This is a genomic window from Pseudoalteromonas sp. APC 3250 (assembly GCF_030407915.1).
GTDB lineage: Bacteria > Pseudomonadota > Gammaproteobacteria > Enterobacterales > Alteromonadaceae > Pseudoalteromonas > Pseudoalteromonas tetraodonis.
Genome location: NZ_JASDCM010000001.1, coordinates 218909 through 243768 on the forward strand (window position 1 = coordinate 218909; position 24860 = coordinate 243768).

Sequence of the window (24860 nt, forward strand, 5' to 3'; positions counted from 1 at the left end):
TTTAATTAGGTCGTACTGTATGTTTTTAACATCCCATTTAGGAGTTATTTCGCCAGCTGCAAAACGTGTTTTTCATCAAAATAAACGCCTAATTTTACCTCTGTTAATTTTAGTCTGTTTAGCCCTGCCCGATTTACGCGCCATAACAATTACTGCACTCAGTGATGCTTTTTTTCAAGTCAGTGTGTTTGTTGCTGCGACCTTATTTATTTACTACTACGCGATTGATCATTTACCCCAACTAGAGCTTCGTTACCTAAATGCTAAGTCACCGGTATTAGAGGTCAGCTTTGCTGCTTTTTTAGGCATGTTACCAGGCTGTGGTGGCGCGATTATTGTGGTGACTCAATTTACAAAAGGCCAAGCTAGCTTTGGCGCAATTGTTGCTGTATTAACGGCCACTATGGGTGATGCCGCGTTTTTATTGTTAGCGACTCGCCCTACCGAGGGTTTAACCATCATGGCAATAGGGTTTGTGGTTGGCTCAGTAACGGGTTTAATCGTCAACACACTTCATAAAACAGGCTACTTATGCCCAACTGATCAAAAGCACACACCACAGGTTACCCTTTTACCGACGAAAATAATTACGCTCAGTAAGCCTATTTGGTACATCGCTATTATTCCGGGGTTACTCATTGCCTTTTTACTCGCTTTTAATATTGATTTGAGCCAATTTGGGCAGTACACCACATTCACTGTTACTCATTTTGGCGCATTAATGGCGTTGTTTGTCGTATTTATGTGGGCGTTATCTTCAAAAGGTGAAAGCTATAAAGAAGTAACCTCAGAAGATGATATATGCAGTCCACCTTCAAAACTCACAAAAGTACTGCAAGATACTCATTTTGTAACCGCGTGGGTGGTTGCCTCCTTTATATTATTTGAACTACTGGTTACCGTGTTTGGCCTTGACTTAAAAACATGGTTTTTAAATTATGCTTATATGGCCCCGCTCATAGCGGTTTTAATTGGTTTTTTACCTGGCTGTGGCCCGCAAATAATTGTTACCACTTTATATATTCAAGGGGTTATTCCGTTTAGCGCATTAGCGGCCAATGCCATTTCCAACGATGGCGATGCGCTTTTCCCAGCCATTGCCATGACACCTAAAGCGGCTATTATTGCCACGCTATATACCGCTATTCCCGCGTTATTAGTTGGTTATGGACTGTATTTTTTTAGCTAAATCAGTCTAGCTTTTATTTATTAAGTTATAAAAAAACCAGCTAATTGCTGGTTTTTTAATTTATAAATGAATATAAAGACTTAGCGCATAGCCATCATCATTTTAGCTGGCTGCTCTAAGTATTCTTTCCATAAATTATTAAAGCGCGCAATAGTGCCGCCATCAATTACACGGTGATCCCCTGACCAACTTACTTGCATAATTGCACGCGATACCACTTGCCCTTGCTCGTCAAAGCGCGGAAGGTGCTGTAATTTACCTAAGGCAACAATCGCCACTTCTGGCTTATTAATAATTGGCGTAGCTATAGTGCCACCAATCGCACCAATATTAGAAATACTAATAGTACCGCCTTTTAAATCATCTGGTGCTACGCGGCCTTCTCGAGCTGAGTTAGTTAATTGCGTTAAATTATTAGCTACCTCTACAATACTTTTAGTTTGGCAGGCTTTAATATTTGGTACTAATAAGCCCACTTTAGAATCCACTGCAACCCCGATATTGTGATCATCGTAGTAGGTAATTTCACTGCAATCATCGTTTACTTTTGAGTTAAGTACCGGGAATTCAGTCATTGCCAAGGATAACGCCTTAATAAAGAACGGCATCATAGTTAACTTAACACCCTGTGCTTTATATTGCTCTTTAAGATCAGTTCGAAGTGCAATTAAATCAGTTAAGTCAATTTCATCACTGTAGGTAAAATGTGGAATAGTAGAAACCGACGCCACCATTTGTTTTGCCATGGCCGCTTTAATGCCTTTAATCACTTCTGTTCGCGTTCCACCCGAACTAGTTGAGTTCTCAGTACTACGAGTGTTTTTACTCTGAGTCGTTTGTGGCTTGTTAAGCTCAGAGGTATCCATGCCAGATGGCACTTCATTTTTTATAAACGCCTCAATATCTTGTTTATAAATACGGCCATTTTTACCACTACCTGGTACGCAGGTTAAATCAACGTCAAGCTCACGCGCTTTACGCCTAACCGCCGGTGATGCAACCGCTTTTTCGTTAACTATTGCAGTTTGCGTTTGCTTAGCAGGTGCGTCTGACGTTGCGTTACTTTGCGCTTTTACAACTGCTTGGTTAACATCAACGTCTTCTTTTGCGACTTGCCCTGCAACCGTCATTTGAAATAATGGGCTATGCACCTTTGCAATTTCACCTTTTTGATAATACAGCTTTTGCACTGTACCGGTGTATTTAGCCGGTATTTGTACTAATGCTTTATCGGTCATTACATCACAAACGGCTTGGTCTTCTTCTATTTCATCGCCTTCTGCTACTAACCACTCTACAATTTCACACTCAACAATACCTTCACCAATGTCGGGTAAAATAAAGTCTTCTAAGTGTTCACGAGCACTTGTTGGTGAAGAAGCTGTTTGAGTCTCTTCACTAGGCGCTTCCCCGGCAACATCCATTGCAAATAACGGCGCATGTACTTTAGCAATATCGCCTTTTTTACAATGCAGCTTAGTGATCACCCCATCGTGTACCGCTGGAATTTGCACTAAGGCTTTATCTGTCATCACATCACAAATAGGCTGATCTTCTTTTACAGTGTCGCCCTCTTGTACCAGCCATTCGACTACTTCGCATTCAACTATGCCTTCACCAATGTCAGGTAATATAAAATCTTTAGCCATGGAAACCCCTAAAAGTTCACTGATTGTTTAATTGCGGCCATTACTTTTAATGCATCTGGAACATATTCTTTTTCGAGCGCCAGCGGGTATGGCGTATCTAGACCACACACACGTAAAATAGGCGACTCTAAATGCAGAAAACACTCTTGAGCGATGGTTGCGGCTATTTCTGCGCCAAAACCGTTAGTAATAGGTGCTTCATGACTAACAATAAGACGGCCTGTTTTAGTCACTGATTTAGCAATCGTTTCAACATCCCATGGTAAAATACTGCGAAGGTCAATCACTTCACAGCTAATGCCCTGTTCACTGGCTTGCTTTGCCGCTGCTTCTATAATTTCCATTTGTGCACCCCACGCTAGTAAAGTAACGTCAGTACCCTCTTGAACTACTTCAGCTTTACCAAGTTCAATGCTGTAATCTTCTTCAGGCACTTCACCAGTTGAGGCGCGGTATAAACGTTTGGGCTCAAAAAATAGCACTGGGTTGTCGTCTTTAATACACGCACGCAGTAAGCCTTTAGCTTGGTACGGGTTACGCGGCACGACAATTTTTAACCCTGGCGTGTGAGCAAAGTACGCTTCTGGCGATTGCGAGTGATACAAACCACCAGCAATACCGCCACCGTAAGGTGTACGAATCGTTAGATTACCCACATTAAACTCATTACCACTACGATAACGAAACTTAGCCGATTCATTCACTATTTGGTCAAACGCAGGAAAGATGTAATCAGCAAATTGAATCTCTGCCAATGCAGGTGCACCAAAGGCTGCCAAACCATTAGCAAAGCCTAAAATACCTTGCTCTGTGAGCGGGGTATTGAATACGCGATGCTTACCGTACTTTTCTTGTAACCCTGATGTTGCTCTAAAAACACCGCCAAAATAACCCACATCTTCACCAAAAATACACGCTTGAGGATGTTCATTCATGGTGATATCTAAAGCAGAATTAATTGCATGTAGCATGTTCATTTTAGCCATTACTTAATTCTCCCTGCTGTTGTTGGGTAGGCCTCTGGATGTGCTTTTATATGCGTTTTAAGTTCATCATATTGACGTTGTAAAGATGGAATTGGCGTATCGTAAACATCTGAAATTAGCTCTTCTAACGCCGGCTTATCAATTACTTCAGCGCGTTTTAGTGCCGCTAAAATATCATCACGAATTGTTTCTTTCGCTTTGATATCTTCTGCGTCATCTAACCAATTTTGTTTTACTAACCATTTTCTAAAGCGCTCAATTGGGCATGTTTTATAGTTTGCTTCTTCATCTTTTGAACGGTAACCGCTTGGATCATCTGATGTTGAATGCGCACCTAAACGATACGCTATCGATTCAATTAATACCGGTTCACCTTGTGTCGCAGCAATTTCGCGAGCTTTTTTAGTTGCCGCGTAAACGGCGAGCGCATCACTGCCATCAACACGAATGGTTTTAATACCATAACCCACACCACGCGATGCAATCCCATCGCCTTTAAATTGCTCATCGGCTGGGGTTGAAATAGCATAACCATTGTTACGTGCAAAAAAGATAACCGGTGCTTTATGTACTGCAGCCATATTTAAGCCTGCATGAAAATCACCTTCTGAAGCAGCCCCTTCACCAAAATAACAAATAGTAACGTTATCAATAGTACTTGCTAGTTCACCTGTTTTAGCATCAATGTGTTTTATTTTTTGACCATATGCGTAACCCGTAGCCTGTGGAATTTGTGTTCCCAAAGGTGATGAAATGGTCATGTAGTTAAGTGCTTTAGAACCATAATGGATCGGCATTTGACGGCCTTTACCTAAATCTAATTCATTAGAAAACATTTGGTTCATAAATTGATCAAGGGTAAAACCACGATAGTGTAAGGCTGCTTGTTCACGGTATTGCGCCATGATCATGTCATCTTGATCAAGGGCTGCAGCAGAGGCTGTTACCGCCGCTTCTTCCCCTAAACACTGCATGTAAAAGCTAACACGCCCTTGGCGTTGAGCACCCTGCATACGTTCATCCAATAAACGAATAAAACGCATGGTTTCGTATAATTTAATCGCGGTGTGTTTAGAAATATCAGGTGCAGGAGCACTAGGATGAATGTCGCCGTCCTCAGTTAAAATACTCAGGGTTGGAATATTAAGTGCGTGGCCGTCAATAAACTCAAGCTCATGATTAATATTCAGCGATACGTTATTGGGATTACTCATAACCTACCTTCTTTTGTTGTCGGTATCACAGCGCCCCTTTGGATTATTATTATGGGTGATAGTTGCTGAATAAACTTTGCAACATCTGCACTGTATTTAATTAAAGCTGCCAACACTTTACGTTAACGTAAAGTGTTATTCAACAAAACTGTGACCAAACAAAAGTAAATAATGAGCAAAAAACTGGCAAGTTAACTATACATATAATTAACCACTTATTAATCAGTTGGTTAAACTTTCATAACAAGTGGTCTGATGTGTTGATTTAGCTAAAGCGGCTATCCACTTGCATAGGGACTACTGTAAGTAATGCACGTTGCCCAATGGCAACCTGTGCGTTAGGAAAAATAATTGCTTCCCCTTCTACGTCGGCATATATGGCATTATCGCCATCGGTGGCTAAAAGCTCACCCTTTGCAAACCCTGTAAAATTCTCGGCATCGTCAGAAAACGGAAAACTAAAGTTTTGCTCTGTGCGGTTAATAGTACGATGAACAGAAAACAACTCAAAGTCGCTTGCATTAAATTCTGGGTATTTTACTTCTTCTTGGCTAATTAATGCAGTTAAAGTTTGTTTTGTTTTTGCAAAGCGTGACATGTCGTTTTCACCAAAGGGTTTCACTTGCCCAAGCTCTACAGTAAATGAGTCAGCCCCATGCACAAACGACGAATAGTAGCTAAACGTGGTAGCAGGCGACTTCATCATCAATACTGTATTTACACCACAGCTTAATAAGAACTGCAGTTGCGACTTTTTCCAAGGCTTGCCATGTAAGAATGGGTAAACAGCAAATTTTTCGTTTTTAGAACCGCGAATAGCGGTATGTAAATCATAATGACAGCGATACGTACCCTGCTCTGAACGCGCATAAAAATCGCTAACATATTGCTCAAGTTTATCAGCACGAACACGTTCGTCGTTCATCGCTATGCCATCAACAGTGTGGTGGCCGTTAAACAAGCGGTTTAAGTTCTCTTCTACAAATCGTTTACCAATATTAATTGACTGAGGATTACCAAAAATAAATAAAACACGTTGTTGTAATTCAAGTTGCTCACTAATAATGTGTTTAATGAGTTCATCGCAAATTTCAATGGGGGCTGTCTCATTGCCATGAATGGCACTGGATAGCACCACATTTTTTGACGTTATACAATCAGGTTCAAACTCAATCACTCCGGTATCGTGTATGGTAACCTGAGTATTGTTATTAAGCGTAAATTGACCTGCCTCTAAATGCCATTCATGGTTTCGCGAAAGCGTTAAAAAATCACCATCTTGTTTTAATTGATTAATATATTCTGCAGTGGCTGACATAACGATAAAAGCCCTTTTTTTTGTAAATTATAGATACAAAAACGGCTGATAAAATCAGCCGTTTTTAGTTGTAATTGAAACTTAGCTAATCACTGAATCAACCAGTTTTTTAGCTTCTTTTTCTAATAAGGCTAAGTGCTCTTCGCCTTTAAATGATTCTAAGTAAATTTTATAAATATCTTCTGTACCTGACGGACGCGCCGCAAACCAGCCGCTTTCAGTTACCACTTTTAGACCACCAATAGCTGCATTATTACCTGGCGCATGAGTTAGCTTTTGTAAAATAGGCTCACCCGCTAAGGTATCTGCTTTTACGTCATCAGCACTGAGTGCTTTTAATCGCGACTTTTGCTCAGGCGTTGCTGGCGCATCTAGGCGTTTATAAAGTGGCGCACCAAATTCTTGCTCTAGTTCTTTATACAGCGCAGACGGTGTTTTACCTGTAACTGCAAGAATTTCAGCGGCGAGTAAGCCCATGATAAAGCCATCTTTATCTGTACACCAAACCGTGCCATCAAAACGTAAGAAAGCCGCACCAGCGCTTTCTTCACCACCAAAGGCCAATTTGCCTTTGTTTAAACCCTCAACAAACCATTTAAAGCCAACGGGTACTTCTTTTACTTTACGCTTGTTGCGCTCAGTTACCTTGTCAATCATTGAGCTAGAAACAAGGGTTTTACCGATTTCAACACTGGCATCCCAATCACGATGCGTTAGTAAATAGTCAATCGCTACGGCTAAAAAGTGATTAGGATTCATTAACCCATCTGGTGTTACTATACCGTGACGGTCATAATCAGGGTCATTACCAATCGATAAATCAAAATCATCTTTAAGGGCAATTAAATTAGCCATTGAATAAGGTGATGAGCAATCCATACGAATTTTGCCATCTTTATCAAGCGGCATAAATGCAAAACGTGGATCAACACTGTCATTAACGACCGTTAAATCTAAATTATATTTTTGCGCAATCACTGGCCAAAAGTTAATGCCTGAGCCACCTAATGGATCAATACCAATCTTGATGCCTGCATCGCTAATCGCTTTTAAATTAATAATGTTTTTTAAATCATCAATATAAGGCGTCATTAAATCTTCGTAGCGAATAAAACCAGAACGTGAAGCTTTAGCAAAAGGAAACAGTTCTACTTCAACTAAGTCTTCTAATAATAATTGATTGGCTCTGTCTTCAATCCATTTTGTAACGTCTGTGTCTGCAGGACCGCCATTGGGCGGGTTATATTTAAAACCGCCATCTTCTGGTGGATTATGAGATGGAGTCACTACAATGCCATCGGCAAGCTCATTAGGATGATTTTTATTATAACTAACAATAGCATGGCTAATAACTGGCGTTGGAGTAAAGTCACCATTTTCTTGGGTGATCACTTGGACTTCATTAGCAACCAACACTTCAATTGCTGAGTTAAAGGCCGCCTCGCTCAGTGCGTGGGTATCTTTACCTAAAAATAACGGACCAAATATATCGTTCTGTTTTCTGTAATCACAAATAGCTTGGGTAATTGATAATATGTGTGATTCGTTAAATTTTACATCGTAGGCACAGCCTCGGTGCCCTGAGGTGCCAAATGCAACACAATGCTCGGGGTTTTGCTCTAAGTCAGGCTCATTTAAATAATACGCAGACACTAACTTTGGTACATTCACTAAAGCCGATTGTGGTGCAGTTTTACCTGCGCCGGAATGAATTGCCATGGTCTTTCCTTAAAGATAATCACGAATTTTTTCAGCTTGCTCGTTGCTATAGCCTAAACTAAGTGCAACTTCATGCAGCATCATTTTTTTACGCGTGGTATTAGAATTGGTCATCACCCAATATTCACTGTCAGTGATATTTTTTGGGTTCATACTACTACCGCTATTCACTAAGTCTTCTTTACTGGTCGCGAAGTAAACACGATCTCGACCTTTAATATCTAGTACCGCAGAGAAGTCTGTTTTATGCGTTCGATAAAATGCACTTAAAATAAATAAAAAACGACCTACAACGCCTTTTTGCATCGCCAATTCTTCTTTATTTAAAATATTAAATACGTTCGCATTCTTTTTATTTACCGGCGGTTTTGCCACTTGGGTTGGCTGTTCAACGTCTGCTATAGGTTGTTCTAGTGATGAATTAGACACACTAACGGTTTCATTTTTATGATCAGTGTCTAATTTAGTGGTGTTAATTTTTTCGCCGTTGAGATTTAATAAACGACGTAAAATAGTGGATGCACTCTCACCAATACTCTGTGTATTGCTTGCAATGTACTGATATAACTCGTCGTCTATGTCGATTTGTTTCATGTTCTTCCTGTCATTACGGGTCACATTTTTCTTTCGATATGATTATACCCAAATCACCTCAAGATGCGAGTTTCAGTTGGAATTAAAAGCGATTTAGGCAAGGCATTGATTGCAAACAATAGTCGTTCTATTGCTAAAACCAATAACGCAGTATAAATCGCTTTTAAACCAACCCTCTGGGCGTTTCACAGGAACTTACTCTCATCGTTGTTAATTTTTAAAAGGGATCACCATTGTTGCAAACTAACGCCTTGATATTAAGCCCCGGTGAAACGCTGAATTCTGTATCTTGTGATGGTTTGGGTATATACCCAATCCAGTTAGAAATGCGAGTTACAACCCACGCGACCCTAAACATAGTAGTAATTAATAATGACCAAATAATCAGGAAGCTAGGTATTTTTGAGTCCAACATACAAATAATACCTGTATTTTTTGCTTTTTAGGGTAATGCTCGGCAAACTATGCGCAAAATTGAAGGAGACGTCTATGCAATTAAATTACAAACAAATTGGTCAAGGTCCAAATGTTATTTTGATCCATGGACTGTTTGGCTCTTTAGAAAACCTTAATGTGATTGCGAAGCCATTAAGCGAGCATTTTTGTGTAACCAACGTTGATTTACGTAATCATGGCCTTTCGCCCCACAGCGATGAAATGGATTATACTGCAATGGCTAATGATGTTGTTGAATTAATGACGGCATTAAACATACAAAAAGCGCATCTGGTTGGGCACTCTATGGGCGGCAAAGTGGCGATGCAAATAGCACTGAGCCATACTGATTTAGTCGATAAACTAGTGGTTCTTGATATTGCGCCTGTGAGCTACCCTGCGCGCCATACTCAAATACTTGAGGCTTTAAATGCAGTTAAAAATGCAGATATTAGTGATAGAAAGCAAGCTGATTTAGTAATGCAACCGTATATAGAGGAGTTAGGTGTACGTCAGTTTTTATTAAAAAGCTTATATAAAAATGATGATGGGCACTTTGTTTGGCGCTTTAATTTACCTGTGCTCGATAATAAATATTCAACTATTACCGCAAACATTAATGCAAATAATTCTTGTTTGTGCGAAACTCTGTTTATTAAAGGTAATGACTCTGACTACATTTTAACCGAGCATCGCGAAGCGATTAATGCGCTGTTTAAAAACGTCAGTGCAAAAATCATTCATGGTGCGGGTCATTGGTTACATGCCAAAAAACCACAGGCTGTAAACAAAGCAATCAATGATTTTTTAACTGCAGTTTAATGTTATTTTTATGGCGTGTTTTTGATTTATCACACTAAATAATTAAAGATTTATGTGCTATAGTACGCGCCGTTTAATTTAAAGGTTATACGTCGATGGTCAGTCAGTTTATTAACGAATTTGATACCTTAGGGTTGTATTTTGGCTTAGCAGGTATTTTTATTTTTATCGGCTTGGCAATTAAAGACGTACTGAAAAGCGGCAATGTGCCTAAATTTGGTCGTTATATTGTGTGGCTGGTACTCTTTTTAGGTTGCTCTGGCTTTATTGCCAAAGGACTTATTCAGGTATTTTGGCAAGGTGCGGGTGTAGGTTAAGCATGGCCAAGTCAGAAACAGATAGAACAACGCTTGATTTATTTGAATACGAGAAACGTCCAGGTAGACCTAAAACTAATCCCCTTCCTCGGGATATGCAGTTAAAGGTTAATAAACGTAATCAAATAAAAAGAGATAAGGCACGTGGTTTAAAGCGTGTTGAATTTAAAGTTTCGTCACAGCTGTATCAGGCACTGAGTGATATGGCAGATGCACAAAATATTAGCCGCAGTGCGTTGATCGAAACAATTTTACAAGAAAGATTGGCTATTGATAGATAAAAGGTTTAAATCCATGGCAAGTGTAGGCATTTTTTTCGGAAGTGACACAGGTAACACAGAACACGTAGCAAAAATGATCCAAAAAGAATTGGGTAAAAAGCTCGTTGCTGTGCATGACATTGCAAAAAGCTCTAAAGAAGAGATTGCTGAGTTTGATCTGATCTTATTCGGTATTCCAACTTGGTATTATGGTGAAGCGCAATGTGATTGGGATGATTTCTTTCCTGAGCTTGAAGAAGTAAGCTTTGAAGGTAAACTAGTTGCTATTTTTGGCTGTGGCGACCAAGAAGACTATGCAGAATACTTCTTAGATGCTATGGGCATGATCAACGATATCGTAACAGAACGTGGCGCTATTGTTGTTGGCCATTGGCCAACAGACAGTTATGATTTTGAAGCATCAAAAGGCATGGCTGATGACAAGCATTTTGTTGGTTTAGGTATTGATGAAGACCGTCAGCCAGAATTGACTGAGCAGCGCGTTAAGCAATGGTGTGCTCAGGTATATGATGAAATGTGCTTAAGTGAGTTAGCAGATTAATCCCCCCTTTTTTATGCTAACTGTTTAAAATATTATCAAACAGTTAGCATTTTCCGCGTTAATGTTGATATAGATCAATTGTTCTTTGCACTTCCTGCTAAGGCACGTTATCCTAACTGTTATTGTGACGAGTACATCTTGCAAGATGTCTAGTATAACTAAATAAAATTGAGACAGATTTAATGACTGATCATAACTTGGAACTTAAAAAAGCCGGGCTAAAGGTAACTTTACCGCGTATTAAAATTTTAGAGATTCTTCAATCTCCAGATAACCAACACATAAGCGCTGAAGATGTTTACAAGGTTTTATTAGATCTAGGCGAAGAAATTGGTCTTGCGACTGTTTACCGTGTTTTAAATCAATTTGATGATGCAGGAATTGTAAGCCGTCACCACTTTGAAGGCGGTAAGTCAGTATTTGAACTTTCTGGCAGCACTCACCATGACCACTTAGTGTGTTTAAAATGTGGCAAGGTTGTTGAGTTTGAAGATGATTTAATTGAACGTCGTCAACTTGAAATAGCTGAAGAAAACGGTATTAAGCTGACCAATCACTCTCTTTACCTATATGGCGAATGTGAAGATAAAGACGCGTGTAAAGCGTTTGCGCAAAGCAATAGTTAAAAGCCTATTTAGTTTAATAAAAAAAAACCTGCGATTAAGCAGGTTTTTTTATAACTAAAAAATAGAGCAGTATTATTTGTGCTCTATTTTAGCCCACGAATCACGTAAGCCAACCGTTTGGTTAAATACCACGTTTTCTGATTTAGTATCACGTGAGAAATAACCGGTACGCTCAAACTGAAAACCTTGTGCAGGTACAGAATTAGCCAATGAAGGTTCAAGTTTAGCATTAGAAATAACCACTAATGAGTCTGGGTTTAACGTGCTTTCAAAGTCCTCTGCGGCTGCAGGGTTAGGCACACTGAATAAACGGTCATATAAACGTACTTCAGCTGTCACTGACTCAGGCGCAGATACCCAATGAATAACCCCTTTTACTTTACGACCATCGCTTGGATTTTTACCCAATGTTTCAGGATCGTAAGTACAGTAAATAGTGGTAATTTCACCATTGTCGTCTTTTTCAACACGCTCTGCCTTAATCACATAAGCACCACGTAAGCGTACTTCTTTATCAAGCACTAAACGTTTAAACTTATTGTTCGCTTCTTCACGGAAATCTTCGCGTTCGATAAAAATTTCACGCGTGAAAGGCACTTCACGGCGACCCATTTCTTCTTTATTTGGGTGATTAGCCACAGAAAGCGTTTCTACTTTATCGGCTTCATAATTCTCAATCACAATTTTCACTGGATCAAGTACAGCCATTGCACGCGGAGCATTTTCGTTTAAGTCATCACGGATACACGCTTCAAGCATACCCATTTCAACCATGTTTTCTTGCTTGGTAATACCGATACGCTGACAAAATTCACGAACAGATGCCGGTGTATAACCACGACGACGAAGACCCGCAATGGTTGGCATACGCGGATCATCCCACCCTTCTACGTGCTTATTAACCACTAAGTCATTAAGCTTACGCTTTGACATAATTGTGTATTCAAGGTTTAAACGTGAAAACTCAATTTGTTGCGGGTGACATTCAAGGCTGATGTTATCCAATACCCAGTCATATAAACGACGGTTATCTTGGAACTCTAGCGTACATAATGAATGAGTAATGCCTTCAAGTGCATCAGAAATACAATGCGTGAAGTCGTACATTGGGTAAATGCACCACTTATCCGCTGTTTGATGATGATTAGCAAAACGTATACGGTATATAATTGGATCGCGCAGCACCATAAATGAGCTGGCCATATCTATTTTAGCGCGAAGGACACATTCACCTTCTTTAAATTCACCGTTACGCATTTTTTCAAATAATGCGAGGTTTTCTTCAGGTGATGTTTCGCGGTATGGGCTGTTTTTACCAGGCTCTTTTAATGTACCACGGTATTCGCGAGCTTGATCTGCAGTTAAGAAACAAACATACGCTAAGCCTTTATTAATAAGCTCTACCGCATAACCATAAAGCAGATCAAAATAGTTTGACGAATACTTAATCTCACCATCCCAATTAAACCCTAACCACTGTACGTCTTCTTTAATTGAATTAACGTAGTTAATATCTTCTTTTTCTGGGTTTGTATCGTCAAAACGAAGGTTACATAAACCGTTATAGTCTTTGGCGATACCAAAATTTAAGCAAATTGATTTTGCATGGCCAATATGTAAAAAGCCATTAGGTTCAGGTGGAAAACGGGTATGCGTTGTGGCATGTTTTCCACTTGCTAAATCTTCATCAATTCGGGTTCTAATAAAGTTATTTGGGCGATTCTCGATTTCCGCCATAGGATTATAAACCTCTGTATATTGCGTGATAACAAAACTACTGCATTATTACAAAAACCAACCTTAACATACAGTAATAGATGCGGGTTTATGCAGTTATTACCAAAGTTTGTTAGATAAGGGGTAGTTTATGAGCAAAATTTGTTTTAGCGCAATATTAAAGTCATTAAAGCGATTTATAGTAAACGAATAACCCCAACTTAAAGGAACGAAGATGGCCTCATTAAATCAACACCGCATATATATTCCAAGTAATGCACGTGCAAATCATTACTTATTAGCCGAAATTACACCTAATGAAGATTTTTATAAAAACTTCAGTAATATTAATGCTTGCTATGAACGAATTGCGCGTCAGTTATTTGCATCATGTGATGAATATGAACTGCATAATGTCCATTTACTCGCAAATGATAAACTCCCCGTGGTGAGATTTCATGATGAGTCTTACCAACTTGAAACCGATAAGCAAATGTTGTTTTTTTATAACCCTCGTTACCATGAAGCGCATAAACTTCATCACACAGAAAATCAGCAAAGTAAAAAAATACGCCTATTGTTTTTAGCTACTGGTGAAGATATACGTGCCTACTCTGCGCAATTTCATACCAATGTACAAAAAGTATTGAGTCATTTACAAGATCAGTTATTCTTAGACCAGCCAAGCTTTAAGCTGCGCGATCATCAACATTTAACCTATGATTTATTCGCTAAAGAAAAAGGTAATAAAGAAAGCTATGGATATAAACTAAGAAGTTTATATCCTCGTTATCAATCCAGACAATGCGCAATACCTAGTAGCCATGCTGAAATGACTTACGTCACCTTCTCTATTCCCGTGTCACGTAATATTAAAACGCAATTTCAAACACAAATTAATAGCCATACTTATAAACCGTTTTATAACCACTTTTTGCAGTTATTTAGTCAACTTTGTGAAGATAATAGACTCACCCATGCAGCGATGGTTGCCAATGGGGCAATGCCAATAATTCGTAATAGTGAAGTAGATAGAAATGAGGGAAATGGTGAGTTACAAAAAATTAGTTTTGATATAGAAGATTCAGCGCCACAAATGAAAGTATTTTTTGATGAAAATAAACTCGTAGAGACGCTGCATTTTGTGATTGTTGCCGCCGCGCATAATAAACATGAGATTGGCTATGGTCGCTTTATGAATCAAGTAGAGAAAACCGTTCATGCATTCTGTGATGAATTAGCAATTAATAAGCAGCGCCAAGATTTATCTCTGCGATTTTTTCAACATATTAGTTACCCGTTTTAAGATTAAGGGCAATACGCTCTAGCCATACATAAAAAAAGGCTCGCAATTGCGAGCCTTTTTTAAAGAATAACCGCTGATTACCAGCCTGTTTTTTCTTTAAGTGCTTTACCGATATCAGCCAGTGAACGTACAGTTTTTACGCCCGCAGCTTCTAATGCAGCAAATTTCTCATCAGCAGTACCTTTACCGCCTGCGATGATTGCGCCAGCGTGACCCATACGCTTACCTTCTGGTGCAGTAACACCAGCAATGTAAGAAACAACAGGTTTAGTTACGTTAGCTTTGATGTACTCTGCAGCTTCTTCTTCTGCAGTACCACCAATTTCACCAATCATTACGATTGCTTCAGTTTGGTCGTCTTTTTCGAACATTTCTAAAACGTCGATAAAGTTAGTACCTGGGATTGGGTCGCCACCAATACCAACACACGTAGACTGACCAAAACCAGCATCTGTAGTTTGTTTAACTGCTTCGTACGTTAAAGTACCAGAGCGTGAAACAATACCTACTTTACCAGGCTTGTGGATGTGACCAGGCATGATACCAATCTTAGTCTCACCAGGAGTGATAACACCTGGACAGTTAGGACCGATCATACGTGTACCTGTTTGATCTAGTTTAACTTTAACGTCAACCATATCAAGTGTAGGAATACCTTCAGTAATACAAACAATTAGCTCGATGCCCGCATCGATTGCTTCTAAGATTGCATCTTTACAAAAAGGTGCTGGTACGTAGATAACTGATGCAGTTGCGCCAGTTGCTTCTACAGCGTCACGTACTGTGTTAAATACTGGAAGACCAAGGTGCGTTTGACCGCCTTTACCTGGGCTTACACCACCAACCATTTGTGTACCGTACTCAAGCGCTTGCTCTGAGTGGAAAGTACCTTGACCACCAGTGAAACCTTGACAGATAACTTTTGTATCTTTATTGATTAATACAGACATTATTTGCCCTCCGCAGCAGCAACAACTTTTTCAGCCGCGTCTGTTAATGATTCAGCAGCGATGATGTTTAGATCAGACTTAGCAAGTACTTCACGACCTAGTTCAGCATTAGTACCTTCTAAACGTACAACTACTGGTACTGTTACACCTACTTCTTTAACTGCGCCAATGATGCCTTCTGCAATCATGTCACAACGAACGATACCGCCGAAGATGTTAACTAAAACAGCTTTAACGTTGTCATCTGAAAGGATAATTTTGAATGCTTCAGATACACGTTCTTTCGTTGCGCCGCCACCAACATCTAGGAAGTTAGCTGGCTTGCCACCGTGTAGGTTTACGATGTCCATAGTACCCATTGCTAGGCCTGCACCGTTAACCATACAACCTACGTTACCATCAAGGGCTACATAGTTAAGCTCGAAGCTTGCTGCGTGAGCTTCACGCGCATCTTCTTGAGATGGATCGTGCATTTCACGGATTTTAGGTTGACGGTAAAGTGCATTACCATCGATACCGATTTTACCATCTAGACAGTGAAGGTTACCTTCATCTGTGATTACTAGCGGGTTGATTTCAAGTAATGCGAAATCGAAATCGTTGAACATATTACCAAGACCCATGAAGATCTTAACAAACTGTTTCATTTGCGTTGGGTTAAGACCCAATTTAAAACCAAGCTCACGTGCTTGGTAAGCTTGAGGACCTACTAATGGATCGATCTCAGCTTTGTGGATAAGTTCTGGTGTTTCTTCAGCAACAGTTTCAATTTCAACGCCGCCTTCAGTAGACGCCATGAACACAACTTTACGAGAAGCACGGTCAACAACAGCACCTAGGTACAGTTCGTTAGCGATGTCAGTACAGCTTTCTACTAAAATTTTAGCAACTGGCTGGCCTTTCTCGTCTGTTTGGTAAGTAACTAGGTTTTTACCTAACCAGTTAGCTGCAAACGCTTTAACTTCGTCGATAGTTTTAACTAGCTTTACACCGCCAGCTTTACCACGTCCACCTGCGTGAACCTGAGTTTTAACAACCCACATATCGCCGCCAATCTTTTCAGCAGCTGCTGCAGCTTCTTCAGGTGTATCGCAAGCGAAACCTTGAGAAACTGGTAAACCATATTCGGCAAAAAGTTGTTTTGCCTGATACTCATGCAAATTCATGATGCTTTATCCAATTTTTTATATTAAAAGAGTTGAATATTTATGCAAATAAACAACTATCCCAAATTGCGTGCCTAGTATAGATCTCATGGCGCTACATGAAAACCCCAGTATGACCATAGGCACAAAAAAAAGCTGTGATTTTAACTCACAGCTTATATTTCATACTACTTAATTAAACATCCAGCAGTAAACGTGTTGGATCTTCAAGTAACTCTTTAATTGTTACTAAGAAACCAACTGATTCTTTACCATCGATTTGGCGGTGATCGTAAGATAACGCTAAGTACATCATAGGTAAGATTTCAACTTTACCGTTTACAGCCATTGGACGATCTTGGATTTTGTGCATACCCAAAATTGAAGACTGCGGTAAGTTAATAATTGGAGTAGATAGTAACGAACCGAATACACCACCGTTGGTGATAGTGAAGTTACCGCCGGTCATATCGTCAAGCGTTAGCTTACCATCACGACCTTTAAGCGCTAGCTCACGAATACCCTTTTCGATTTCTGCAACAGATAGCTTGTCACAGTCTTTAAGTACAGGTGTTACTAAGCCACGAGGTGTAGAAACAGCAATGCTGATGTCGAAATAGTTGTGGTAAACAATATCATCGCCGTCAATTGATGCATTTACATCTGGGAAACGCTTTAACGCTTCAGTCACTGCTTTCACGTAGAAAGACATGAAACCTAAACGGATACCGTGGCGCTTTTCAAATACTTCTTGGTACTGCTTACGAAGATCCATGATTGGCTTCATGTTAACTTCGTTAAATGTAGTTAACATTGCAGTTGAGTTTTTCGCTTCAAGAAGACGATTCGCAATGGTTTTACGTAAACGTGTCATAGGCACACGTTTTTGCGTGCGGTCACCCATAGGTGCTGCTGGCGCTGCTTCTGCTTTTGCTGCTGGCGCAGGTGATTTCAAGAATTGATCAACATCTTCTTTAGTCACACGACCATTTTTACCTGAACCTTTGATTTTTGATGCATCAAGGCCTTTCTCAGCAATTAAACGACGAACTGATGGCGTTAACACATCTGAACTGTCGCTTGAGCTTTCTTCTTTGGCTGCTGGTGCATCCGCTTTTGCGTCAGATTTAGCGGGTGCAGCGCCTGCTTTTACTTTACCAATTACTTGCTCACCAAGAACAGTATCGCCTTCGTCATGAATGATTTCACCCATAACGCCGTCTTCTTGGGCAACCACTTCAAGTACAACTTTATCTGTTTCAATATCAACCAAGTTTTGGTCGCGTGTTACCGCGTCACCTGGTTGAACATGCCAAGTAGCAATTGTTGCATCTGCAACTGATTCTGGAAGTACAGGTACTTTAATATCCACTTCTTTACCTTCTGATGCTGGTGCTGATTGCGCCGCCGGCGCGTCTTCTGATTTTTCTGATGCTGAGCTATCTTCTTTTGGCTCTTTACTTGGTGATGCTTCTTGCGCATCACCAATTAAACCGATCACTTGGTCACCAAGTACCGTAGCACCTTCTTCTTGTGAAATTTCAGTGATCACACCGTCATTTTGTGCAACCACTTCTAAAACCACTTTGTCTGTTTCAATATCTACTAAGTTTTGGTCACGGCTTACTCTGTCGCCAACACTTACATGCCATGTAGCAACGGAAGCATCTGCAACCGACTCAGGAAGAACAGGAACTTTAATTTCTGTGCTCATTGCTTATCCTTTCTTTTCTATAGTAAGCGCGTCGGCAACGAGCGCTTGTTGTTCTTTAGTATGTACTGACATATATCCACATGCAGGAGATGCTGATGCCTTACGGCCTGCATATTTCAATTTTGCACCTTGTGGAATTGCATCAACAAAGTGATGTTGTGAACAGTACCAAGCGCCTTGGTTTTGCGGCTCTTCCTGACACCACACAAAATCAGTAACGTGTTGGTAACGTTCAATAATTGCTTTCATTTCGTCATGTGGGAACGGGTAAAGCTGCTCAACACGAACAATTGCAATATTGTCTTGCTCAAGTTTACGACGCTCTTGTAATAGTTCGTAGTAAACTTTGCCGCTACAAAATACAACACGTTCTACTTTCTTAGCATCAATCTCATCAATTTCATCAATGATATTGTGGAACACACCTTCAGATAACTCTTCAAGTGTCGATGTTGCTAATGGATGACGTAATAACGATTTCGGTGTCATTACAATCAATGGACGACGCAGTGGTCTAACTGATTGACGACGTAACATTGCGTACACTTGCGCCGGTGTTGATGGCACACATACTTGCATGTTGTGATCAGCACAAAGCTGTAAAAAGCGTTCTAGACGAGCCGAGCTGTGCTCTGGACCCTGACCTTCATAGCCATGAGGTAACAAACACGTTAAGCCACATAAGCGACCCCACTTTTGCTCACCTGAACTTAAGAACTGGTCAAATACCACCTGTGCACCATTAGCGAAATCACCAAATTGTGCTTCCCACAATACTAATGAAGTCGGCTCTGCAGTTGCATAACCATATTCAAATGCTAATACCGCTTCTTCAGACAGTACTGAGTCGAACACTTCAAACGTACCTTGATCTTCACTAAGGTTCTGTAATGGTAAATACGTTGCACCATCTTTTTGACTATGAACAACCGCATGACGGTGGAAGAAGGTACCACGGCCTGAATCTTGTCCAGTTAGACGAATATCAGTGCCTTCAGCTGCAATAGTTGCATACGCTAAAGTTTCTGCCATACCCCAATCAAGTGGTTTTTCGCCAGCAGCCATTGCTTTACGATCATCGTATATTTTTTTAACACGAGATTGTGCTTTGTACTCTTCTGGGTAACTTGCAACTATGTTACCAAGTTCTTTAAGCTTTTCTACCGAAACGCTAGCATCGTAATCAACACTCCATTCATGGCCTACATACTTAGCCCAATCTGAAGAGTGTGATGTTTCTGGCTGTATTTCTTCAACAACACAGTTGCCATCGTCTAAACCATTACGGTAATCATCAGCAAGCGCTTTCACTTCATCTTCTGTGAAAGAACCTTCAGAAATCAGCTGATCCGCGTAGATTAAACGAGGTACTGGGTGTTTTTTAATTTTTTGGTACATAATTGGCTGTGTAGCGTTAGGCTCATCAGCTTCGTTATGACCATGGCGACGGTAACAAACAAGGTCAATCACAACGTCACGTTTAAACTGATTTCTAAAATCAAGCGCGAGTTGCGTTACAAAAGCAACAGCTTCAGGATCATCAGAGTTTACGTGGAAAATTGGCGATTGAACCATTTTTGCGATATCAGTACAGTAATCAGTTGAGCGTACATCGTCTTTTTTACTTGTTGTAAAACCAACTTGGTTATTAACAACAATACGGATACTACCGCCACAACTAAATGCATTAGTTTGCGATAAGTTAAACGTTTCTTGAACAACACCCTGACCTGCAATTGCTGAGTCGCCGTGGATAGTGATTGGAAGTGCTTTGCTGCCTGTTTTGTCATTAAGACGATCAAGACGTGCACGCACAGAGCCCATAACCACCGGATTTACGATTTCTAAATGCGACGGGTTAAACGCAAGTGCCATGTGCACGTTGCCACCTTTAGTCGCGAAATCTGATGAATAACCCATGTGGTATTTAACATCACCTGAGCTTAACGTTTCTTTGTGCTTGCCAGCAAACTCATCAAAAAGTTCTGATGGATTTTTGCCTAGCACATTAACAAGAACATTTAAGCGACCACGGTGGGCCATACCAATAACGGCTTCTTTTTGGCCACTTTCACCGGCACGGTGAATAAGCTCTTTTAACATTGGCACTAACGCATCGCCACCTTCAAGTGAGAAACGCTTAGCACCCGGGAACTTAGCCCCTAAATATTTTTCAAGACCATCAGCCGCTGTTAATCCCTTGAGGATTCGTAGCTTTTCATTTTTATCAAATTTTGGCCTAGACTGAACAGACTCTAAACGCTGTTGTAACCAACGCTTTTCTTCTGTTGATGTGATGTGCATATACTCGGCGCCAATAGAACCACAGTAAGTGGTTTTTAGTGCTTGGTATAACTCACCTAAAGGCATAGTATCGCGGCCAACGGCAAACGATCCTACGTTAAATTCGCGGTCAAAGTCAGCATCCGATAAGTCGTGGTACTCTAGCTCTAAATCTCGTACACGCTCTCGTTGCCAAATACCTAGTGGATCTAGGTTTGCATTTTGGTGTCCACGAAAACGGAAAGCATTAATAAGTTGCAGTACTTTAACCTGTTTAAGGTCGCCACCACTGCCCTCTGCTACCACTACTTCTCTATGCTTGTTTTTAGCAAGCGCCGCAAATTGTGAACGAACTTCTGAATGTTTTACTTCAACATCCACACCATCTACTTTTGGTAACTGTTCGAACACTTCTCGCCATTCTTCTGGCACCGAAGTCGCATCGTCTAAATACGCTTCATAAAGCTCTTCAACATAAGCAACGTTACCGCCGTTTAAATGTGAAGATTCTAGCCATGCCTTCATCACACCTTCGTGCATTTATAAGCCCTTTTTTTTAGCGCAGAAATTAATAGTTATATAACAAGATGGCTAATAAATTATTAGCCATCTTTCGTCTACTAGAAATTAAACCGAGCGGTTTAATAACATAGATTTTATTTGTCCAATTGCTTTGGTCGGATTAAGACCCTTAGGACAAACGCTAACACAGTTCATGATACTGTGGCAACGGAACACACTGAATGCATCGTCTAAGTCAGCTAAACGCTCTTCTGTTGCTGTGTCTCGGCTATCAGCTAAGAAACGGTAAGCATGAAGAAGGCCTGCTGGACCTATAAACTTATCTGGATTCCACCAGAAAGAAGGACACGATGTAGAACAACATGCACATAAAATACACTCGTAAAGCCCATCTAATTTATCACGTTCTTCGATAGATTGAAGACGTTCACCTGCAGCAGGCTCATCATTAATTAGATACGGTTTTACTTTTTCGTATTGAGTGTAGAACTGACTCATGTCAATAACAAGGTCTCGAACAACAGGAAGTCCAGGTAATGGACGCACTACGATTTTACCTTTGCCATTTTTTTGCAGCGTAGATAAAGGAGTAATACATGCTAAACCGTTCTTACCATTCATGTTTACGCCGTCTGAACCACACACGCCTTCACGGCATGAACGACGAAACGATAGTGTAGGATCTTGCTCTTTTAATAGTAAAAGTGCATCCAATACCATCATGTCTTGGCCTTCCTCAGTTTGCAAAGTGTAATCTTGCATACGAGGTGCGTTATCAACATCCGGATTGTAACGATAAACTGAAAATTGTACTTGTGCCATCGTCTCGCTCCTAGTAGGTACGTGCTTTAGGTGGGAAAGCTTCACGTGTTTTAGGCTCGTAGTTTACTTTACGCTTGCTCATTTCATCCGTTACCGGATTAAATACTGAGTGACATAACCAGTTTTCGTCATCACGATCTGGGAAGTCAAAGCGAGAGTGTGCGCCACGGCTTTCAGTACGGAAGTTTGCAGCTACTGCAGTTGAGTAGGCTGTTTCCATTAAGTTGTCTAGTTCTAAACATTCAATACGCATGGTGTTAAAGTCTGATGATTTGTCATCAAGACGCGCGTGCTGTAAACGTTCACGGATTTCTTTAAGTTCAGTAAGACCTGTAGCCATTGAGTCACCTTCACGGAATACCGAGAAGTTAAGCTGCATACATTGTTGTAGGTCTTTCTTGATTTGAACTGGGTCTTCGCCTTGACCAGCTGTTGAGTTTTCCCAACGGTTAAAGCGCGCAAGAGACGCTTCTAGGTCAGACTCTGAAGCCGCTTTAGAAATTTCAACGTCATTTAGGTATTTACCTAAGAAGTTACCTGCTGCACGGCCAAATACAACTAAATCAAGTAATGAGTTACCACCTAAGCGGTTAGCACCATGTACAGATACACAGGCAATCTCACCAACAGCAAATAAACCTTGTACTACTTTTTCGTTGCCAGCAGCATCGATATTAAGTACTTGACCATTTACGTTTGTTGGCACACCACCCATCATGTAGTGACATGTTGGGATAACTGGAATCGGTTCTTTTGCAGGGTCAACGTGAGCAAATGTTTTAGCAAGATCACATACACCTGGAAGACGTAAGTTAAGCGTTTCTTCGCCTAAGTGGTCAAGTTTCAACTTAAGGTGAGGACCCCAAGGACCATCACAACCACGACCTTCACGAATTTCTGTCATCATTGAACGGGCAACAACGTCACGAGACGCTAAATCTTTAGCATTTGGTGCGTAACGTTCCATGAAGCGTTCGCCATCTTTATTCAAAAGATAACCACCTTCACCACGACAACCTTCAGTTACTAGCGTACCAGCGCCAGCTATACCTGTCGGGTGGAACTGCCACATTTCCATGTCTTGCATAGAAATACCAGCACGTGCAGCCATACCAACACCGTCACCGGTATTAATGTGAGCATTGGTTGTTGATGCGAAAATACGACCTGCGCCACCTGTCGCTAACACAACTGCTTTTGATTTGAAGAAGGTGATTTCACCTGTTTCAATTTCAATCGCTGTACAGCCTACTACATCGCCATTATCGTTTTTAACTAAATCAAGTGCATACCATTCTGAGAATACATTGGTTTTGTTTTTAACGTTTTGTTGATAAAGAAGGTGTAATAATGCATGACCCGTACGGTCAGCTGCTGCTGCAGTACGCGCAGCCTGTTCACCACCAAAGTTTTTCGATTGACCACCGAAAGGACGTTGGTAAACACGGCCATTTTCAAAACGCGAAAATGGTAAGCCCATGTTTTCTAATTCAGTAATAGCTTCTGGGCCAGTTTGACACATGTATTCGATAGCGTCTTGGTCACCGATAAAATCGGAACCTTTCACGGTATCATACATATGCCATTCCCAGTTATCTTCATGAGAGTTACCTAACGCGACTGTAATACCGCCTTGAGCAGATACAGTGTGTGAGCGTGTCGGGAAAACTTTAGAGATTAGCGCACATGTTTTGCCAGATTCAGTAATAGCAAGGGCAGCGCGCATACCTGCACCACCGGCACCAATTACTACGGCGTCAAATTCACGAACAGAATATTTCACTTAAACACCCCATAAAACGATTAAACCCACAGCTACGTAAGCAACAGCCATTAGGTTTAGTACAAAGCCTAAAAAAGCACGCAATTTAGCGTTCTTTACATAGTCGGTAAGAACCTGCCAAAGGCCGATACGGGTATGAACCATAATGCAAACTAGGGTGATTAACGTTGCCCCTTTCATTGCTAGGTTTGAGAATAGGCCTGTCCAGGCTTCATATGTGACTTCTGGCATTGCTAAAAAATAGCCAATAATAAAGATTGCATACGCGCTGATTATTAATGCCGTTGTGCGTAACGAGACATAATCTTGTACGCCATCACGTTTAAGAGTTGCTTGATTTAAGACCATATCCACACCCCTGCCAATACAGCAAACACAACGCCAAGTGCCATCGCAATTTTAGCGCTAGTATTGCCTGATTCAAGTTCTTCCCAATGACCCATATCCATAATAATGTGACGGATACCACCGATAAGGTGATAACCCAATACAGAAAGGGTGCCCCAAGCTATAAATTTGGCAATGAATCCGTTAAACAGACTCTTGACGAATTCAAAACCTTCAGCTGAAGAAAGAGACTCTGACCAAGCCCAAATGACAAACGTTAAAGCAAAAAATAATGCAACACCGGTGACGCGGTGAAAAATTGAAGCTTTAGCCGTTGCCGGCATAGATATAGTTGTTAGATCTAGATTTACAGGTCTTTGCTTTTTCACAGTTACTTGCCCATCTTGCCCGCAGTGGGGCTCATCTACTTGTTTTTCTAAAACCCACCAAATGTTTCTGGTGGAACTATCAAAATAAACGTATTGATACTAATAAAGTTCACTTTTTATGAAAATTATTATGTAAAAAAAAGTTTACCCAAATACAAATCGGTTAAAAACCTCCGTTAGTATATATAGCCGGAGACTCTTTTACAATTCTT

The 24860-nt window shown here is 40.6% G+C and carries 22 protein-coding genes; 7 read left to right on the forward strand and 15 right to left on the reverse strand.

Annotated elements, in window-relative coordinates:
- Positions 1-19: 19 nt before the first annotated feature.
- Positions 20-1189 (forward strand): putative manganese transporter, encoded by a 1170-nt coding sequence (locus QL986_RS01010; protein ID WP_024603031.1) that lies wholly within the window; start codon positions 20-22, stop codon positions 1187-1189.
- An 80-nt stretch (positions 1190-1269) separates the two neighbouring features.
- On the opposite strand, the gene QL986_RS01015 is transcribed toward QL986_RS01010, so the two are convergent.
- The 6 genes from QL986_RS01015 to seqA form a co-directional block, all read right to left on the reverse strand.
- The gene (locus QL986_RS01015; protein ID WP_290191001.1) at positions 1270-2838 is read right to left on the reverse strand and encodes a dihydrolipoyllysine-residue acetyltransferase; all 1569 of its coding nucleotides are present in this window, start codon (positions 2836-2838) and stop codon (positions 1270-1272) included.
- 8 nt (positions 2839-2846) lie between these two features.
- Positions 2847-3824, reverse strand: a complete 978-nt coding sequence (locus QL986_RS01020; RefSeq protein ID WP_013464999.1) for a transketolase C-terminal domain-containing protein — start codon at positions 3822-3824, stop codon at positions 2847-2849.
- The gene (locus QL986_RS01025; protein WP_024603033.1) at positions 3824-5038 is read right to left on the reverse strand and encodes a thiamine pyrophosphate-dependent dehydrogenase E1 component subunit alpha; all 1215 of its coding nucleotides are present in this window, start codon (positions 5036-5038) and stop codon (positions 3824-3826) included. Before QL986_RS01025 ends, QL986_RS01020 begins: the two co-directional genes overlap by 1 nt.
- A gap of 265 nt (positions 5039-5303) precedes the next feature.
- A complete protein-coding gene (astE, locus tag QL986_RS01030) occupies positions 5304-6356 on the reverse strand; it encodes a succinylglutamate desuccinylase (protein ID WP_290191002.1) in 1053 nt (350 codons plus the stop codon).
- 81 nt (positions 6357-6437) lie between these two features.
- On the reverse strand, positions 6438-8075 hold the full coding sequence (gene pgm, locus QL986_RS01035) for a phosphoglucomutase (alpha-D-glucose-1,6-bisphosphate-dependent) (protein ID WP_013465002.1): 1638 nt from the start codon (positions 8073-8075) through the stop codon (positions 6438-6440).
- Between the two features lie 9 nt (positions 8076-8084).
- The gene (gene seqA / locus QL986_RS01040) at positions 8085-8669 is read right to left on the reverse strand and encodes a replication initiation negative regulator SeqA (RefSeq protein ID WP_008113782.1); all 585 of its coding nucleotides are present in this window, start codon (positions 8667-8669) and stop codon (positions 8085-8087) included.
- A gap of 489 nt (positions 8670-9158) precedes the next feature.
- Between seqA and QL986_RS01045 the strand changes: the two genes are divergently transcribed.
- The 5 genes from QL986_RS01045 (at position 9159) to fur (ending at position 11691) form a co-directional block, all read left to right on the forward strand.
- A complete protein-coding gene (locus QL986_RS01045) occupies positions 9159-9926 on the forward strand; it encodes an alpha/beta fold hydrolase (RefSeq protein WP_290191003.1) in 768 nt (255 codons plus the stop codon).
- 95 nt (positions 9927-10021) lie between these two features.
- Entirely contained in the window at positions 10022-10243 is a 222-nt protein-coding gene (locus QL986_RS01050) for a DUF2788 domain-containing protein (protein WP_008113777.1), read from the forward strand.
- Positions 10244-10245: 2 nt separating this feature from the next.
- On the forward strand, positions 10246-10524 hold the full coding sequence (gene ybfE, locus QL986_RS01055; RefSeq protein ID WP_008113775.1) for a LexA regulated protein: 279 nt from the start codon (positions 10246-10248) through the stop codon (positions 10522-10524).
- A gap of 13 nt (positions 10525-10537) precedes the next feature.
- On the forward strand, positions 10538-11065 hold the full coding sequence (gene fldA / locus QL986_RS01060) for a flavodoxin FldA (RefSeq protein ID WP_008113772.1): 528 nt from the start codon (positions 10538-10540) through the stop codon (positions 11063-11065).
- A gap of 182 nt (positions 11066-11247) precedes the next feature.
- Positions 11248-11691: a ferric iron uptake transcriptional regulator gene (fur, locus tag QL986_RS01065; RefSeq protein ID WP_013465004.1), complete on the forward strand. Its 444-nt coding sequence runs from the start codon at positions 11248-11250 to the stop codon at positions 11689-11691.
- 72 nt (positions 11692-11763) lie between these two features.
- On the opposite strand, the gene glnS is transcribed toward fur, so the two are convergent.
- Complete coding sequence (glnS, locus tag QL986_RS01070; protein ID WP_128583830.1) at positions 11764-13428, reverse strand: glutamine--tRNA ligase; 1665 nt, start codon at positions 13426-13428, stop codon at positions 11764-11766.
- 214 nt (positions 13429-13642) lie between these two features.
- On the opposite strand from glnS, the gene QL986_RS01075 reads away from it, so the two are divergent.
- Positions 13643-14713, forward strand: a complete 1071-nt coding sequence (locus QL986_RS01075) for a DUF3083 family protein (RefSeq protein ID WP_128583832.1) — start codon at positions 13643-13645, stop codon at positions 14711-14713.
- Between the two features lie 77 nt (positions 14714-14790).
- Here the strand turns inward: QL986_RS01075 and sucD are convergent, their stop codons facing one another.
- The 8 genes from sucD to sdhC form a co-directional block, all read right to left on the reverse strand.
- Complete coding sequence (gene sucD, locus QL986_RS01080; RefSeq protein WP_024603036.1) at positions 14791-15663, reverse strand: succinate--CoA ligase subunit alpha; 873 nt, start codon at positions 15661-15663, stop codon at positions 14791-14793.
- Positions 15663-16829: an ADP-forming succinate--CoA ligase subunit beta gene (sucC, locus tag QL986_RS01085; protein WP_008464053.1), complete on the reverse strand. Its 1167-nt coding sequence runs from the start codon at positions 16827-16829 to the stop codon at positions 15663-15665. Before sucC ends, sucD begins: the two co-directional genes overlap by 1 nt.
- A gap of 175 nt (positions 16830-17004) precedes the next feature.
- A complete protein-coding gene (odhB, locus tag QL986_RS01090) occupies positions 17005-18522 on the reverse strand; it encodes a 2-oxoglutarate dehydrogenase complex dihydrolipoyllysine-residue succinyltransferase (RefSeq protein ID WP_290191004.1) in 1518 nt (505 codons plus the stop codon).
- A 3-nt stretch (positions 18523-18525) separates the two neighbouring features.
- Positions 18526-21345 (reverse strand): 2-oxoglutarate dehydrogenase E1 component, encoded by a 2820-nt coding sequence (gene sucA, locus QL986_RS01095; RefSeq protein WP_064662497.1) that lies wholly within the window; start codon positions 21343-21345, stop codon positions 18526-18528.
- Positions 21346-21432: 87 nt separating this feature from the next.
- The gene (locus QL986_RS01100) at positions 21433-22149 is read right to left on the reverse strand and encodes a succinate dehydrogenase iron-sulfur subunit (protein ID WP_008112091.1); all 717 of its coding nucleotides are present in this window, start codon (positions 22147-22149) and stop codon (positions 21433-21435) included.
- Between the two features lie 10 nt (positions 22150-22159).
- Positions 22160-23932: a succinate dehydrogenase flavoprotein subunit gene (gene sdhA / locus QL986_RS01105; RefSeq protein ID WP_013465011.1), complete on the reverse strand. Its 1773-nt coding sequence runs from the start codon at positions 23930-23932 to the stop codon at positions 22160-22162.
- Positions 23933-24280: a succinate dehydrogenase, hydrophobic membrane anchor protein gene (gene sdhD, locus QL986_RS01110; RefSeq protein ID WP_290191005.1), complete on the reverse strand. Its 348-nt coding sequence runs from the start codon at positions 24278-24280 to the stop codon at positions 23933-23935.
- The gene (gene sdhC, locus QL986_RS01115) at positions 24271-24648 is read right to left on the reverse strand and encodes a succinate dehydrogenase, cytochrome b556 subunit (RefSeq protein WP_076916082.1); all 378 of its coding nucleotides are present in this window, start codon (positions 24646-24648) and stop codon (positions 24271-24273) included. Before sdhC ends, sdhD begins: the two co-directional genes overlap by 10 nt.
- Positions 24649-24860: the final 212 nt, after the last annotated feature.